The sequence below is a fragment of the Neorhizobium sp. AL 9.2.2 genome (assembly GCF_013317225.1).
Taxonomy (GTDB): Bacteria; Pseudomonadota; Alphaproteobacteria; order Rhizobiales; family Rhizobiaceae; genus Neorhizobium; species Neorhizobium soli.
This window is the reverse complement of record NZ_JAALXU010000003.1, coordinates 82,630-98,786: the sequence shown is the minus strand read 5'-3', so window position 1 is coordinate 98,786 and position 16,157 is coordinate 82,630. Positions and strand designations below refer to the sequence as shown.

9 protein-coding genes are annotated in these 16,157 nt (G+C 61.7%); all 9 read left to right on the top strand.

The annotated features are described in order from the left end of the window. Positions 1–13: 13 nt before the first annotated feature. The gene (locus G6K99_RS07005) at positions 14–2,470 is read left to right on the top strand and encodes a circularly permuted type 2 ATP-grasp protein (protein WP_174196115.1); all 2,457 of its coding nucleotides are present in this window, start codon (positions 14–16) and stop codon (positions 2,468–2,470) included. 19 nt (positions 2,471–2,489) lie between these two features. Beyond that, on the top strand, positions 2,490–3,368 hold the full coding sequence (locus G6K99_RS07000; RefSeq protein ID WP_174196114.1) for a transglutaminase family protein: 879 nt from the start codon (positions 2,490–2,492) through the stop codon (positions 3,366–3,368). A gap of 136 nt (positions 3,369–3,504) precedes the next feature. After that, entirely contained in the window at positions 3,505–4,725 is a 1,221-nt protein-coding gene (locus G6K99_RS06995) for a TadE/TadG family type IV pilus assembly protein (protein ID WP_062461028.1), read from the top strand. A gap of 221 nt (positions 4,726–4,946) precedes the next feature. Further along, complete coding sequence (locus tag G6K99_RS06990) at positions 4,947–7,409, top strand: glycogen/starch/alpha-glucan phosphorylase (protein WP_062461031.1); 2,463 nt, start codon at positions 4,947–4,949, stop codon at positions 7,407–7,409. Then, entirely contained in the window at positions 7,409–9,616 is a 2,208-nt protein-coding gene (gene glgB / locus G6K99_RS06985; RefSeq protein ID WP_062582180.1) for a 1,4-alpha-glucan branching protein GlgB, read from the top strand. The genes G6K99_RS06990 and glgB overlap by 1 nt, the downstream gene beginning before the upstream one ends. An 18-nt stretch (positions 9,617–9,634) precedes the next feature. Beyond that, a complete protein-coding gene (glgC, locus tag G6K99_RS06980) occupies positions 9,635–10,897 on the top strand; it encodes a glucose-1-phosphate adenylyltransferase (protein WP_062461037.1) in 1,263 nt (420 codons plus the stop codon). A gap of 13 nt (positions 10,898–10,910) precedes the next feature. Continuing rightward, the gene (gene glgA / locus G6K99_RS06975) at positions 10,911–12,356 is read left to right on the top strand and encodes a glycogen synthase GlgA (protein ID WP_174196113.1); all 1,446 of its coding nucleotides are present in this window, start codon (positions 10,911–10,913) and stop codon (positions 12,354–12,356) included. 1 nt (position 12,357) lies between these two features. After that, entirely contained in the window at positions 12,358–13,986 is a 1,629-nt protein-coding gene (locus G6K99_RS06970) for an alpha-D-glucose phosphate-specific phosphoglucomutase (protein ID WP_174196112.1), read from the top strand. A 204-nt stretch (positions 13,987–14,190) separates the two neighbouring features. Then, positions 14,191–16,134, top strand: a complete 1,944-nt coding sequence (glgX, locus tag G6K99_RS06965; protein WP_174196111.1) for a glycogen debranching protein GlgX — start codon at positions 14,191–14,193, stop codon at positions 16,132–16,134. Positions 16,135–16,157: the final 23 nt, after the last annotated feature.

The following is a 16,157-nucleotide window of genomic DNA, read 5'->3' as shown; positions in this document are numbered from 1 at the left end:
TTGACAGCAAGCCATGTCCAACGGACCGGCAACAGAGCACGCCAAGGCGGAAGCCGCCATTGGCGAGAGAGGCGTTGGCGAGATCGGCATTGACCCGATCCTCGGCTACGCGGCCTTGGCCGGCGTCACCGACGAGATGCTGGACGCCGAAGGTCGCATCAAGCCGGTCTGGGAGAACCTGATCGCGCATCTGAGCCGTCTCTCGGAGGCAGAGCTGCATGAACGGTTTGCCCGCGCCGACCGCTACCTGCGCGATGCCGGCGTGTTCTACCGAACCTATGCGGCACCCGGCACCACGGCCGGAAGCGGCAGCGGCGAGCGTGCCTGGCCGATCAGCCATATTCCGGTCCTGATCGCAGAAAAGGAATGGGAGGAGATCTCCCGCGGCCTCAAGCAGCGCGCCGACCTTCTGGAAGCGATGCTTGCCGATATCTACGGCGACAACAAGCTGGTCGAGGAAGGCTTTCTGCCGCCGCAGCTCGTTGCCGGAAACCCGGAGTTTCTGCGCCCGCTGGTGGGCATAAAGCCGGTCAGCGGCCATTACCTGCATTTCTGTTCGTTCGAAATCGGCCGCGGTCCGGATGGCGACTGGTGGGTGCTGGCTGACCGCACGCAGGCCCCGTCAGGCGCAGGCTTTGCGCTGGAAAACCGCGTCGCCACCACACGCGCGCTGTCGGATATCTATGCCGAAAGCCATGTCCACCGCTTAGCCTCCTTCTTCGGCGCCTTCCGCGATGCGCTGCAGAGCCACAAGCAATATCCCGACGACCGGATTGCGGTTCTTTCCCCCGGCCCCGCCAACGAAACCTATTTCGAACACGCCTATATCGCCCGCTATCTCGGCTTTATGCTGCTGGAAGGCGAGGACCTGACCGTTCTCAACAACCGCGTCATGGTCCGCACCGCGGCGGGTCTCAAACCCATCGGCGTTCTCTGGCGCCGCCTCGACGCATCATATGCCGATCCGATGGAATTGAACCAGAGCTCTCATATCGGCACGCCCGGCATGGTGCAGGCGCTGCGGTCCGGGTCGCTGACACTCGTCAATGCGCTCGGCTCCGGCATTCTCGAAACCCGGGCGCTTCTCGCCTTCATGCCCGCCATCTGCCGCCGCCTTCTCGGCGAAGCGCCGATCATGCCGTCGATCGCGACCTGGTGGTGCGGCCAGAAGGCCGAGCGGGACCATGTGGCCAAGAATATCGGGCGGATGGTGATCGGCCCGGCCTATTCCGGCCTGCCCTTCTTCGACGACAACGGCCAGTCGGTTCTCGGCTCTGCTCTGAGAGAGACTGCAAAAGAATCGATCGGCGAGTGGCTGTCGAGCGAAGGCGCCAAGCTCGTCGGCCAGGAAGTCGTGACGCTGTCGACAACGCCTGCCTATGTCGACGGCAAGCTGGTGCCGCGGCCGATGTCGCTGCGCGTCTTCGCGGCCCGCACCGAAGATGGCTGGCAGCTCATGCCCGGCGGTTTTGCCCGTATCGGCTCCGGCGACGACGTGGCCGCAATTGCCATGCAGGCAGGCGGCACCGCGGCCGATGTCTGGATCGTTTCCGACAAGCCCGTCGACAAGCCGACCCTGCTGCCGCCGGAGGAAAGCTTTACCCGCAACATGCCGGGGTCGCTTCCGTCACGCGCCGCCGACAATCTGTTCTGGCTCGGCCGCTATATCGAGCGCTCCGAGGGTGCGTTGCGCATCCTGCGCTCCTGGCACCTGCGCTACGCGGAGTCAGCAGATCCGGACGCGCCGCTTCTCGTCGACGTCGCCGGCTATCTGAAATCGATCGATATGGACATGGCGAAGGCCGTGCCGGCGCCGCTTCTGTCTCACCTCAACAGCGCCATCTATTCGGCCAGCAACATCCGAGACCGCTTTTCGCCGGATGGCTGGCTGGCCCTCACGGATCTTGCCAAGACCACCAAGCGCTTTCATGAGACCGCACAACCGGGCGACGATGCCGCCCATGCCAGCACCATCCTTCTGCGCAAGCTGGCGGGCTTTGCCGGTCTCGTGCACGAAAACATGTATCGCTTCACGGGCTGGCGTTTTCTTTCCATCGGCCGCTACCTTGAGCGCGGCCTGCATATGACGCGGCTGCTCGCCCATATGTCCGGCCCGGACGCACCGGATGGTTCGCTCGACATGCTGCTTGAAATCGGCGACAGCGTCATGACCCACCGTCGGCGCTACAACGTCAACACCGCGCGGCTGACGGTCGCCGACCTGCTTGCGCTCGATCCGCTCAACCCGCGTTCGATCCTGTTCCAGCTGGCCGAGATCCGCACCGAAGTCGAGCAACTGCCGAATGCGGTTCTCAACGGCCAGATGTCGCCCTTCTACAGGGAAGCGATGCGGCTGCATTCGGGCCTCGCGGTCATGACCCCCGAGGGCATGGATGTGGAGGTTTACCGCAAGCTCGAGCAGGAGCTTGAACGGCTTTCCGATATTCTCGCCCGAACCTATTTCAACTGAGCGGGAGAGAGGACACGCCATGCTTTACGACCTCTCCATGCACATGGGCTATGTCTATGACCAGCCGGCCTCGGTCGCACGGCATGTGATCCGGGTCCTGCCCCTGTCGCTGCCCGGCCGCCAGCGGCTGATTGCAGGCACGATCACCGTCACGCCGAACGCAGAGGAGAAAGCCACCTTCATCGATTTCTTCGGCCAGCAGGCGACCTCCATCCTGCTGCGCGCGCCGCATGAACGGTTCGACATCCGTATGCAGGCGCGCGTCATGGTCGAGACCCCGACAATCTCCGCGGATCTGTCGCCACGGCTCGATGGCTTGAGGCGGGAGCTTGCAGCGTATCTTAGCGTCGACGGCAGCTCGCCGCACAACCTGACGGGCGCAAGCCCTCGCCTGCCCGAAGATCCGCAGATTGCCGCCTATGCCCGCGACGTCGTCAAGCCGGGCCAGACGGTGCTGGAGATCGCAAAGGAGCTCTGCACCCGCATCTACGACGACTTCAAGTATGACTCCAAGGCGACCAAGGTCGACACAACCCCGCGCGAGGCCTTCAAGCTGAAGCGCGGCGTCTGCCAGGACTTCGCCCATATCATGATCACGGCGCTGCGCAGCCTCGGCATCCCCGCAGGCTATGTTTCGGGCTTCCTGCGCACGCTCCCGCCCCCGGGCAAGGAGCGTTTGGAAGGCGCCGACGCGATGCATGCCTGGGTCAAGGTCTGGTGCGGCGAGGCGGTCGGCTATGCCGAACTGGACCCCACCAACGACATCATGGCCGGCACCGACCATATCGTTGTCGCCTACGGCCGTGACTATTCCGATATCGCACCTGTCATCGGCGTGCTCAAAGGTTACGGAAATCGAAAGATCATCCAGGGGGTTGATGTGATACCGGTCAGATAGACCCGTTTTGGCGCTGAATCGTCGTGTTGGTTCAATTTTTAAGGGTTGATTTAGCGGTTCCTCCACCCGCTCCGCGCTATCAAGACCACGTGTTAGTGCAAATGAGTTGCGCGGTTTCGGCACGGGGGTAAGTGCGATGACAGCATCAATTTGGACGCGGTTTGCCAAGAACCGCGACGGAAATTTCGGCCTTATGACAGCGGTGCTCCTGCCCATCCTCCTGGGTTCGGCGGGCGTCGCGCTTGATTTCACCAATGCCATGCAGATCAAGAGCAAGATGCAGGGTCTGGCGGATTCCGCGGCACTGGCAGCTGCCTCATCGATGGCCCAGAAAGGCATGAACGAGAAGGACGCCCAGGAACTGGCGACCGACTACCTTGCCGGCCAGATCCTTGCCAATGGCATAGACGCGAACGCCACACCTGAAGAAAAGGCAGCGCAGCAGGAGGCGATCCGCAAGGCCACCGCCGTCAGCGCCAAAACCACCAACAACAGCGCTTCCAGCAAGGGCTATACGGTGGCGCTCAACACCAAGTACACGATGAAGCTGAACCCGATCACCAGCATGATCGGCGGCCAGTCCATCACGCTGAATATCGCGGCCACGGCATCCAGCAGTTCGGAAACGACCAACGGCATCTCGATGTACCTGGCGCTTGACCGGTCCGGCTCGATGTCCTTTGTCACCAGCGACAGGAATACACTGCGGTCCTACTGTGACAACTACACCAACGCTGACTGGCCGTCGGTCGCCTTCTACTGGCCCTGCTACATCCGCAAGATCGAGGCCCTGCAGACGGCGGCGACGGGGCTGTTCACGTCGCTGAAGACGTCCGACCCGAAAAATACGCTGATCCGTGTCGGTGCGGTTTCCTACACCGATGAGACGCAGTCTCCGACACCGATGACATGGGGTACGACCGAGGCTGCCAAGTACGTGGCGGCGCTTCCAAGCGTTCCGACCGGCGGCACCGATGCCAGCGGCGCGATGACCCTCGCACTGAATGCACTGAAATCGAGCAACACGACCGAGGCAACGGCGCATACGGCCAAGGGCAATGCCACCTTCAACCGCTACATCGTGCTGATGACGGATGGCGAGATGACCGGCAAAAGTGCCAACTGGAATCCGGCGCTGGACAGAACAGTGCGCAGCCAGTGCGAAACCGCCAAGGCCGATGGCATCAAGATCTTCACCGTTGCCTTCATGGCGCCGGACAAGGGCAAGTCGCTGCTGAGCACCTGCGCAAGCGCCAGCGACTACTATTACGAGCCTGAAGACATGACCGATCTCGTCAACGCGTTCGGCGATATCGCCAACAAGGCGGCAAAATCTGCGGTTCGCCTCACCAACTAGGCGGCAGTCTAAGTCTCTCGGAACGTTTGATTATTTGCAGAACCCCGTCCAACCGGCGGGGTTTTGCTTTTTTGCGATTTTACATGCCCATGACATATTTCAAGACCAATATCATTGCCCGTTGCAAGCGTTTCGTAACGGTGCATAACTGGTTTCCCAGATCTTCAACGAGGGTCCGAATCGGACGCAATTCTCACGCTTAACCAGAAAGTTAGCGCGACATGGACAAGACCTCTTCTAACGTCGAACTCCCCTTTCCGGCACCACGCAGCTCCCGGCCTGAAATCATGGCGGAGGAGATCATCGAGCGCCTGACCTATCGGATCGGCAAGGATGCGCAGGTCGCCAAGCCGCATGACTGGCTGACAGCAACGATCCTGGTGGTGCGCGACCGCATTATCGACCGGTGGATGGATTCGACCCGCAAGGTCTACAAGACAGGCGAGAAGCGCGTTTACTATCTATCGCTGGAATTCCTGATCGGCCGCCTGATGCGCGATGCCGTCAGCAATCTCGGCCTGATGTCGGAAATTCGCGATGCGCTGACATCGCTCGGCGTCGATGTGGCTGTCATTGCCGGCCTCGAACCCGATGCAGCCCTCGGCAACGGCGGCCTCGGCCGTCTCGCCGCCTGTTTCATGGAGAGCATGGCAACCGTCGAGATCCCGGCCTATGGCTACGGCATCCGCTACGTCCACGGCCTGTTCCGTCAGCAGATGGCCGATGGCTGGCAGGTGGAACTGCCGGAAACCTGGCTCGCCCACGGCAACCCCTGGGAATTCGAGCGCCGCGAAAGCTCCTACGAAATCGGCTTCGGCGGCACGGTGGACACGGTCGGCGGTTACGACGATGCGCCGCGCTATGTCTGGAAGCCGGCCGAACGCGTCATCGCCATGGCCTACGACACGCCGATCGTTGGCTGGCGTGGCAAGCGCGTCAACACGCTGCGCCTCTGGTCGGCCCAGCCGATCGATCCGATCCTGCTCGACGCCTTCAACGCCGGTGACCACATCGGTGCGCTGCGCGAAAGCAACAAGGCCGAAAGCCTGACCCGCGTTCTCTACCCGGCCGATGCCAACCCGGCCGGCCAGGAACTGCGCCTGCGCCAGGAATTCTTCTTCTCCTCCGCCTCGCTCCAGGACATCCTGCGCCGCCACCTGCAGCAGTATCCGGATTTCACCAATCTTCCCGACAAGGTCGCGATCCAGCTCAACGACACCCATCCGGCAATTTCGATCGGCGAGTTGATGCGCCTTCTGGTCGACATCCACGGCGTGGATTTCGACGAGAGCTGGGAGATCGTCCGCAAGACCTTCTCCTACACCAACCACACGCTTCTCCCCGAGGCGCTGGAAAGCTGGCCGGTACCGTTGTTCGAGCGCCTGCTGCCGCGCCACATGCAGCTCGTCTATGCGATCAACACCAAGATCTTGCTGGAAGCGCGCAAGCTAAAGAACTTCTCCGAAACCCAGATCCGTTCGATCTCGCTGATCGACGAGGGTGGCGAGCGCCGCGTGCGCATGGGCAACCTTGCCTTTGTCGGCTCGCATTCGATCAACGGCGTCTCGGCCCTGCATACCGACCTGATGAAGGTCACTGTGTTCCAGGACCTGCACACGCTCTATCCCACCCGCATCAACAACAAGACCAACGGCATCACCCCTCGCCGCTGGCTGATGCAGTGCAATCCGGGCCTCACTTCGCTGATCCAGGACGCCATCGGCGACAAATTCCTTGATGACACCGAGGCGCTGACAGATCTTGAGAAATTCTCAAGCGACAGCTCGTTCCAGGACAAGTTTGCTGCGATCAAGCGCACCAACAAGATCGCACTCGCCAATCTGGTCGGCAGCCGCATGGGCATCAGGCTCGATCCGTCGGCCATGTTCGACATCCAGATCAAGCGCATCCACGAATACAAGCGCCAGCTCCTCAACATCATCGAGGCGGTAGCGCTCTACGACCAGATCCGCTCGCATCCGGAACTTGACTGGGTGCCGCGTGTCAAACTGTTCGCCGGCAAGGCGGCGCCGAGCTACCACAACGCCAAGCTGATCATCAAGCTCGCCAACGATGTGGCCCGCGTCATCAACAACGACCCGTCGGTGCGCGGTCTCCTGAAGATCGTCTTCATACCGAACTACAACGTGTCTCTCGCCGAGATCATGGTCCCCGCGGCCGATCTTTCCGAGCAGATCTCGACGGCCGGTATGGAAGCGTCGGGAACCGGCAACATGAAGTTTGCCCTGAACGGGGCACTGACGATCGGCACGCTCGACGGCGCCAATGTCGAAATGCGCGACCATGTCGGGGAAGACAACATCGTCATCTTCGGCCTGAAAGCCGACGAGGTGCAGAAGGTCCGCGACGAGGGCCACGATCCCCGCGCCGTTATCGACCAGTCTCCGGAACTTGCACAGGCCCTGAATGCCATCGCGACCGGCGTGTTCTCGCCGGATGACCGGTCGCGTTTCACGGTCCTGATGGACGGGATCTACAATCACGACTGGTTCATGGTTGCCGCCGACTTCGATGCTTACGCAGCGGCGCAGCGCAGCGTTGACCAAATCTGGTCGGACCCTAAATCATGGTATTCGAAGACTATTCTCAACACCGCCCGCATGGGTTGGTTCTCCTCCGATAGAACCATTCGCCAATACGCGTCGGAAATCTGGAGAGCCTGATGACAAAAGCGCCGCGTACGCTCGATGACGGGAGAGCTCCTGGAGAAATCCCGTTATCCGAGATCGAGGCGATTTTGGAAGGCAGGCATACAAACCTCTTTGCCGTTCTCGGCCTGCACAAGGTCGGGGACGTCTACAGGGTCCGCTGTTTCATCCCCGGCGCCGAGGCCGTCACGGCCACGGCGCTGAACGGCACGGAACTGGGCGAACTCACCTGCCGCCACGAAGCCGGTTATTTCGAAGGCATCGTCTCCGCGTCGCAACGCCAGCCCGTCCGTTATCGCGCCCGCCGCGGTGATGACGAGTGGGCGGTGACGGACCCCTACTCGTTCGGCCCGGTTCTGGGACCGATGGACGATTATTTCGTCCGCGAGGGATCGCATCTTCGCCTGTTCGACAAGATGGGCGCCCATCCGATGAAGCACGAGGGCGTCGAGGGATATCACTTCGCCGTCTGGGCACCGAATGCCAAGCGCGTCTCTGTCGTTGGCGATTTCAACACCTGGGATGGCCGCCGCCACATCATGCGGCTGCGTCAAGACACCGGCATCTGGGAAATCTTCGCGCCCGATATCCTGGCTGGCACCCCCTACAAGTTCGAGATCGTCGGCAGCGACGGCGAAGTTCTGCCCCTCAAGGCCGACCCTTACGCCCGGCGCGCCGAAATGCGCCCGAAGACGGCGTCCGTCACCACGCCGGAACTGGTGCAGAAATGGGATGACGAAGCCCATCGGGAATTCTGGGAAAAGGCCGATCACCGCCGGCAGGCGATCTCGATCTACGAAGTGCACGCCGGTTCATGGCGCCGCAAGCAGGATGGTTCGTTCCTCTCCTGGGACGAGCTTGCCGCCGAACTCATTCCCTACTGCACCGACATGGGCTTTACCCATATCGAATTCCTTCCGATTACCGAACATCCCTATGATCCGTCCTGGGGCTACCAGACCACCGGTCTCTATGCGCCGTCGGCCCGTTTCGGCGAGCCGGAAGGCTTTGCCCGCTTCGTCAACGGCTGCCACAAGGTCGGCATCGGCGTCATCCTCGACTGGGTGCCCGCCCACTTCCCGGTCGACGCGCACGGGCTGCGCCATTTCGACGGCACCGCACTCTACGAGCATGAAGATCCGCGCCAGGGTTTCCACCCCGACTGGAACACGGCGATCTACAATTTCGGCCGTCTCGAAGTCTTGTCCTACCTCGTCAACAACGCGCTCTACTGGTCGGAAAAATTCCACCTCGACGGCCTGCGTGTCGATGCGGTCGCTTCGATGCTCTATCTCGACTATTCGCGCCGCGAGGGCGAATGGGTGCCGAACGAATATGGCGGCCGCGAAAACCTCGAATCCGTGCGCTTCCTGCAGAAGATGAACTCGCTTTCCTACGGCAATCATCCCGGTGTGATGACCATTGCCGAGGAATCCACATCCTGGCCCAAAGTATCGGCGCCGGTCCACGAAGGCGGTCTCGGCTTCGGGTTCAAGTGGAACATGGGTTTCATGCACGACACGCTGAGCTATCTCGCGCGCGAGCCTGTTCACCGCAAGCATCACCACAGCGCCATCACCTTCGGCATGGTCTACGCCTATTCCGAAAACTTTGTCCTGCCCCTCAGCCATGACGAAGTCGTGCACGGCAAGGGGTCGCTGATCGCCAAGATGGCCGGCGACGACTGGCAGAAATTCGCCAATCTGCGCGCCTATTACGGGTTCATGTGGGGTTATCCCGGCAAGAAGCTGCTGTTCATGGGCCAGGAATTTGCCCAGTGGAGCGAATGGAGCGAGGAGCGGTCGCTGGACTGGAACCTGCTGCAATACAGCCCGCACGAAGGCATGCGCCGTCTCGTCCGCGATCTGAACTTCTGCTACCGCTCCAAGCCCGCCCTGCATGCCCGCGATTGCGAGAGCGAAGGGTTCCGCTGGCTGATTGCCGATGATGCCGAAAACTCCGTGTTTGCCTGGCTGCGTATGGCGCCGGGGGAAAAGCCGGTGGCGGTGATCACGAATTTCACCCCGGTCTACCGGGAAAATTACCGTATTCCCTTGCCAAGCGAGGGCAGATGGCGGGAAATCCTCAACACCGATGCCGAGATCTATGGCGGCACCGGCAAGGGGAATGGCGGACGCGTGCAGGCGGTGAATGCGGGAGGAACGATCACCGCCGACATCACGTTGCCGCCTCTGGCGACGATCATGCTGGAATTGCAATAACGACCGGGAGGGAGAACCATGAACGACAAACGCATACAGCCACTCTCACGCGACGCGATGGCCTATGTCCTGGCCGGCGGCCGCGGCAGTCGCCTGAAGGAACTGACGGATCGCCGCGCCAAGCCAGCGGTCTACTTCGGCGGCAAGGCGCGCATCATCGATTTCGCGCTGTCGAACGCGCTGAATTCCGGCATCCGCCGCATCGGCGTTGCGACCCAGTACAAGGCGCATTCGCTGATCCGCCACATGCAGCGCGGCTGGAACTTCCTGCGTTCAGAGCGCAATGAAAGCTTCGACATCCTGCCCGCCTCCCAGCGCGTTTCGGAAACGCAATGGTATGAAGGCACGGCCGACGCGGTGTTCCAGAACATCGACATCATCGAAGGCTACGCGCCGGAATACATGGTCATCCTTGCCGGCGACCACGTCTACAAGATGGACTACGAGTACATGCTGCAGCAGCACGTGAACTCCGGCGCCGACGTCACCGTCGGTTGCCTCGAGGTTCCGCGCATGGAAGCCACGGGCTTCGGCGTCATGCATGTCAACGAGAAGGACGAGATCATCGATTTCGTCGAAAAGCCGGCCGACCCACCAGGAATTCCCGGCAATCCGGATTTCGCGCTGGCCTCGATGGGCATCTACGTCTTCCACACGAAATTCCTGATCGAAGCGCTGAAACGCGACGCGGAAGCCGAAGGCTCAAGCCGCGACTTCGGCAAGGATATCATTCCCTACATCGTCGAGCACGGTAAGGCCGTCGCGCACCGCTTTGCCGATAGCTGCGTCCGGTCCGATTTCGAGCGCGAGCCCTACTGGCGCGATGCAGGGACGGTGGACGCATACTGGCAGGCCAACATCGACCTGACAGAAATCGTGCCCGGCCTTGATCTCTACGACAAGTCCTGGCCGATCTGGACCTTCGGTGAAATTACCCCACCGGCAAAGTTTGTGCATGACGACGAAAACCGCCGCGGTTCGGCAACATCCTCGGTCATTTCCGGCGACTGCATCATTTCCGGTTCGTCGCTCAACCGAAGCCTGCTGTTTACCGGCGTGCGTGCCAATTCCTATTCCAAGCTCGAAGGCGCGGTTGTGCTGCCGAACGTGCGGATCGGACGGCGCGCCCAGCTTCGCGACGTCATCATCGACCACGGCGTGACCATTCCGGAAGGCCTGATCGTCGGAGAGGATCCCGAACTCGATGCCAAGCGCTTCCGCCGCACCGAGAGCGGTATCTGCCTGATCACCCAGGCGATGATCGACAAGCTCGAGCTGTGAACGGGATCCTCCGATGAATGTTCTGTCGGTCGCGTCCGAAGTCTTTCCGCTGGTGAAAACCGGCGGTCTCGCCGATGTGGCCGGCGCTCTGCCGCTGGCACTCAAGAGCCAGGGCATCTCGGTGAAGACCCTGATGCCGGGCTATCCGGCTGTCATGCGGGTGCTGAAGGATGCAAAACTCGTCATGAGTTTCGACGACCTTCTCGGTGCCAGTGCTGATATCCTCGAAGTCACGCACCAGGGGCTAGACCTCCTGGTGCTCGACTGCCCCATGTTCTTCGACAGGCCGGGCGGCCCCTATCTCGATCAGACGGGCAAGGACCATCCCGACAACTGGAGACGCTTCGCGGCGCTGTCCAAGGCGGGTGCGATCATTGCGCAGGACGGCATCGCGGGCTGGAAGCCCGACATCGCACATGTGCACGACTGGCAGGCAGCCATGCTTCCGGCCTTTATGCGCTACTCGGAAACGCCTGAAATCCCGACGCTGATCACCATTCACAACATCGCGTTCCAGGGCATGTTCGGCGCCGATATCTTCCCCTTTCTCGGTCTGCCGGATCATGCCTTCGCCATGGACGGGATCGAATATTTCGGCGGCATCAGCTATCTGAAAGCCGGGCTGGAGACGAGCTGGGCAATCTCCACCGTCTCGCCCTCCTATGCCGAGGAAATTCTGAGCGGCGAATACGGCATGGGGCTCGAGGGTCTGCTCTCCCGCCGCTCCGTGGATCTGACGGGTATCGTCAACGGCATCGACGCTGAAATCTGGGACCCGGAAACCGACATCAACCTGCACACCCGCTACGGTGCCGAAAGCCTTGCAAGCCGCGCCGGCAACAAGCGGGCGATCGAGGAGCGGTTCGGCCTCGTCGAAAGCGACGGTCCGCTGTTTTGCGTCATCTCCCGCCTCACCTCGCAGAAGGGCATGGATCTGCTGGCGCAGGAGATCGACAACCTTGTCGAAGCCGGCGGCAGGCTGGCGGTGCTCGGCTCCGGCGATCAGGCGCTCGAAACCGCATTTCACGCCGCTGCAGGCCGCCATCCGGGCAGCGTTTCGGTTCTGACTACCTATGACGAGCCGCTGTCGCACCTGCTTCAGGGCGGCTCCGATGCCATCATCATCCCCTCCCGGTTCGAGCCGTGTGGCCTCACCCAGCTTTACGGTCTGCGTTACGGCTGCATCCCGGTCGTTGCCCGCACCGGTGGCCTCAACGACACGGTCATCGACGCCAGCCCCGCCGCACTCGCTGCGAAGGCCGCAACCGGTGTCTCCTTCGGCCCGGCAACAGCCGACAATCTTGGCCGCGCCCTGCGCCGCGCCATCCGTCTCTACAAGGACCCTGATGTCTGGACGGAAATGCAGAAGCAGGGCATGAAATCCGACGTTTCCTGGGAAAGGAGTGCTGGCCTCTACGCCGCGCTCTATTCCGACCTACTTGCAAGAAAAGGCATTTGAGATGATCAAAACCGTATCGACCACGCCCTATCAGGATCAGAAGCCTGGGACCTCCGGCCTGCGCAAGAAGGTGCCCGTCTTCGCCCAGGAAAATTACGCCGAGAACTTCATCCAGGCGATCTTCGACAGTCTCGAGGGTTTTGCCGGCAAGACGCTGGTGATCGGCGGCGACGGCCGCTATTACAACCGCGAAGTCATCCAGAAGGCGATCAAGATGGCCGCGGCTTCCGGCTTCGGCAAGGTCATGGTCGGCCAGGGCGGTATCCTGTCGACGCCGGCCGCCTCCAACATCATTCGCAAATACCACGCCTTCGGCGGCCTGATCCTGTCGGCCAGCCACAATCCCGGCGGCCCGAACGAAGATTTCGGCATCAAGTACAACACCGGCAACGGCGGCCCGGCGCCTGAAAAGATCACCGACGCGATCTATGCCCGCACCAAGGTGATCGACACCTACAAGATCGTCGACTCCGCCGATATCGACCTCGACGAAGTCGGAACGTTCAAGATCTCCGGAATGGAAGTCCAGGTCATCGATCCGGTCGCTGACTATGCCGAACTGATGGAGCAGCTGTTTGACTTCGTGGCAATCCGCGCCCTGCTTGCGAGCGGCGTCCGCATTGCGATCGATTCGATGGGCGCCGTCACAGGCCCCTATGCCGTGGAAATCTTCGAGAACCGGCTTGGCGCGCCCGAGGGTTCGGTACGCAACGCGATCCCGCTTCCCGACTTCGGCGGTCATCATCCGGACCCGAACCTTGTCCATGCCAAGGAACTCTATGACGACGTGATGAGTAAGAGCGGCCCGCATTTCGGTGCCGCCTCCGATGGCGACGGCGACCGCAACATGGTCGTCGGCAAGGGCATGTTCGTGACACCGTCGGACAGCCTGGCGATCATCGCAGCAAACGCGACGCTCGCACCGGGCTACGCCAAGGGTATTGCAGGCATTGCCCGTTCGATGCCGACAAGTGCGGCAGCCGACCGCGTGGCCGAAAAGCTGAAGATCGGCATGTACGAAACGCCGACCGGCTGGAAGTTCTTCGGCAATCTGCTCGATGCCGGCAAGGCCACCGTCTGCGGCGAGGAAAGCTTCGGCACCGGTTCCGACCACGTGCGCGAAAAGGACGGCCTCTGGGCGGTTCTGTTCTGGCTGAATATCATGGCAGCCAGAAACGAGAGCGTCGCTGAAATCGTCAAGTCGCATTGGGCCGAATACGGCCGCAACTACTATTCCCGCCACGACTACGAGGAAGTGGATTCGGATGCAGCGAACGCTCTCGTGGCGGGCCTGCGCGAAAAGCTCCCGACGCTCCCCGGCCAGACCTTCGGCGCACTCAAGGTCGAATTTGCTGACGATTTCGCCTATCTCGACCCGATCGACGGCTCCGTTTCGAAGAACCAGGGCATCCGCATCCTGTTCGAAGGTGGCTCCCGCGTCGTGTTCCGCCTGTCGGGCACCGGCACGTCGGGTGCGACGATCCGCGTCTATGTCGAGCGCTACGAACCCGATGCCAGCCGCCACGACATCGAGACCCAGACGGCGCTCGCCGACCTGATCGCAGTGGCAGACGAGATTTCGGATCTCAAGAAGCGGTCCGGCCGGGATGCCCCAACGGTGATCACCTGATCAAGGCTGCCGGGTGACATTGCCCCTCATCCGGCGACAGCAACCTTCTCCCCGCAATCGGGGAGAAGGATTTGCCGCAGCGACACGGGACCCTACTTCCATAGGACACGTCTCTTCTTCCCACCAAGCGGAGAGAAGGCAGGCTGATTGTCAGCCGCGAACGCACGGTCGCTGGCGAAATGGATGAGCGATAAGGAACCCGATATGTCTCACGCACACGCTCAAAGACGCGGCGCTGTTCTCCTGGATAAGATGGCGGAATTCTCGGTCTGGTCGCAGCATGCGGAAAAGATCGAACTCTGCCTGTTCGATGCCGATGGCGAGACGGAAACCGCCCGCCACCCGATGACGCGCGGCGACGACAACCTTTACCGCATCGACCTTCCCTCGATCAGACCCGGCCAGCGCTATGGTTTTCGTGCCCATGGCATCTACGATCCGGATAAAGGCCTCTGGTTCGACCCGTCGAAACTGCTTGTCGACCCCTACGCCAAAGAACTCGACCGCCCCTTCGTCTACGATCCGAACCTCTCGCAGTTCAACTTCGACACGGCCGGCCTGGTGCCCAAGGCGATCGTCACGGAGCACGTCGCAGCCAAGATCGAGGCGCCGCGGTTTACCCCCGGCGGACTGATCTACGAAGTCGCCGTAAAACCCTTCACCATTCTCCACCCCGACGTGCCGGAAGATATCCGCGGCACGGTCGCAGCGCTCGGGCATCCAGCGGTCATCGCCCATCTCAACAGGATCGGCGTCGACGCGATCGAGCTGATGCCAATCACCGCCTGGATCGACGAACGGCACCTCCCGTCGCTCGGTCTCACCAATGGCTGGGGCTACAATCCCATCGCCTTCATGGCGCTCGACCCGCGCCTTTGCCCCGGTGGCGTCCAGGAACTGCGCGATACCGTCGCCGCCCTGCACGAGGCCGGCATCGGCGTCATCCTCGATCTCGTGTTCAACCATTCGGGCGAAAGCGATCGCTACGGTGCCACGCTGTCGATGCGCGGGATCGACAACCTCGCCTACTATCGCCACGCGAAAGACGAGCCGGGCCTTCTCATCAACGACACCGGTACCGGCAACACGCTCGCCTGCGACCATCCCGAAGTCCGGCGCCTGATCGTCGATACGTTGCGCCATTTCGTGATCCACGCTGGCGTCGACGGCTTCCGCTTCGATCTGGCGCCGATCCTCGGTCGCACCTCGAACGGTTTCGACGCCGATAGCGAAACGCTGACCGCGATGCTCGAAGACGAGGTCCTGAAAGACCGCGTCATGATCGCCGAACCCTGGGATATCGGCCCCGGCGGCTATCAGCTCGGCAATTTTCCGGAAAAATTCCTCGAGTGGAACGACCGCGCCCGCGACGACATCCGCCGTTACTGGCGCGGCGACGAGTGGACGACAGGCGCGCTCGCCACCCGGCTTGCCGGCTCGTCTGACCTTTTCTCCGGACACACGCGCACGGTCAATTTCCTCGCCGCCCATGACGGCTTCACGCTGATGGATCTCGTGTCCAACGAGCACAAGCACAATGAGGCGAACGGCGAAGACAACCGCGACGGTCACGGCGACAACATGTCCTGGAACAACGGCGCCGAGGGCGTGACAAGGGACCGCGATATCCTCGCCGACCGTCGAAGGGACGCCGAAGCCCTGCTTTCGACGCTGTTTGCCAGCCGAGGCACGATCATGCTGACGATGGGCGACGAGGCCGGTCGCTCCCAGCTCGGCAACAACAACGCCTATGCGCAGGATAACGAGATCACCTGGATGGACTGGGCAACGCTCGACGAGGCGCTGGTCGAGCACACGGCAATGCTTTCAGCCCTCCGCAAACGGTTCTCCGTATTCTCCGAAACCAGCCTGCTCACGGGCGATGGCGATATCGAATGGATCTCGCCAAGCGGCCAGCCGATGCAGGTCTCCGACTGGGAAAACCCCGCCAATCCGGTCCTCGGTTTCATGCTGAAAACCGACGATGCAACGACCGGAAAGGCCACGCGGCTCGCCATCATCGTCAACCGCGGCCACACCCCGCAAACCTTCGCCCTTCCCGGCCCGAACTGGCGTTGTTATCCTGATAACCAGCCGTGGGATACGGCACTTGCCCCCCGGTCGGTCAGCTTTTGCATCGAAAATTGATGCACTGCAAAAACCTGTCGCCA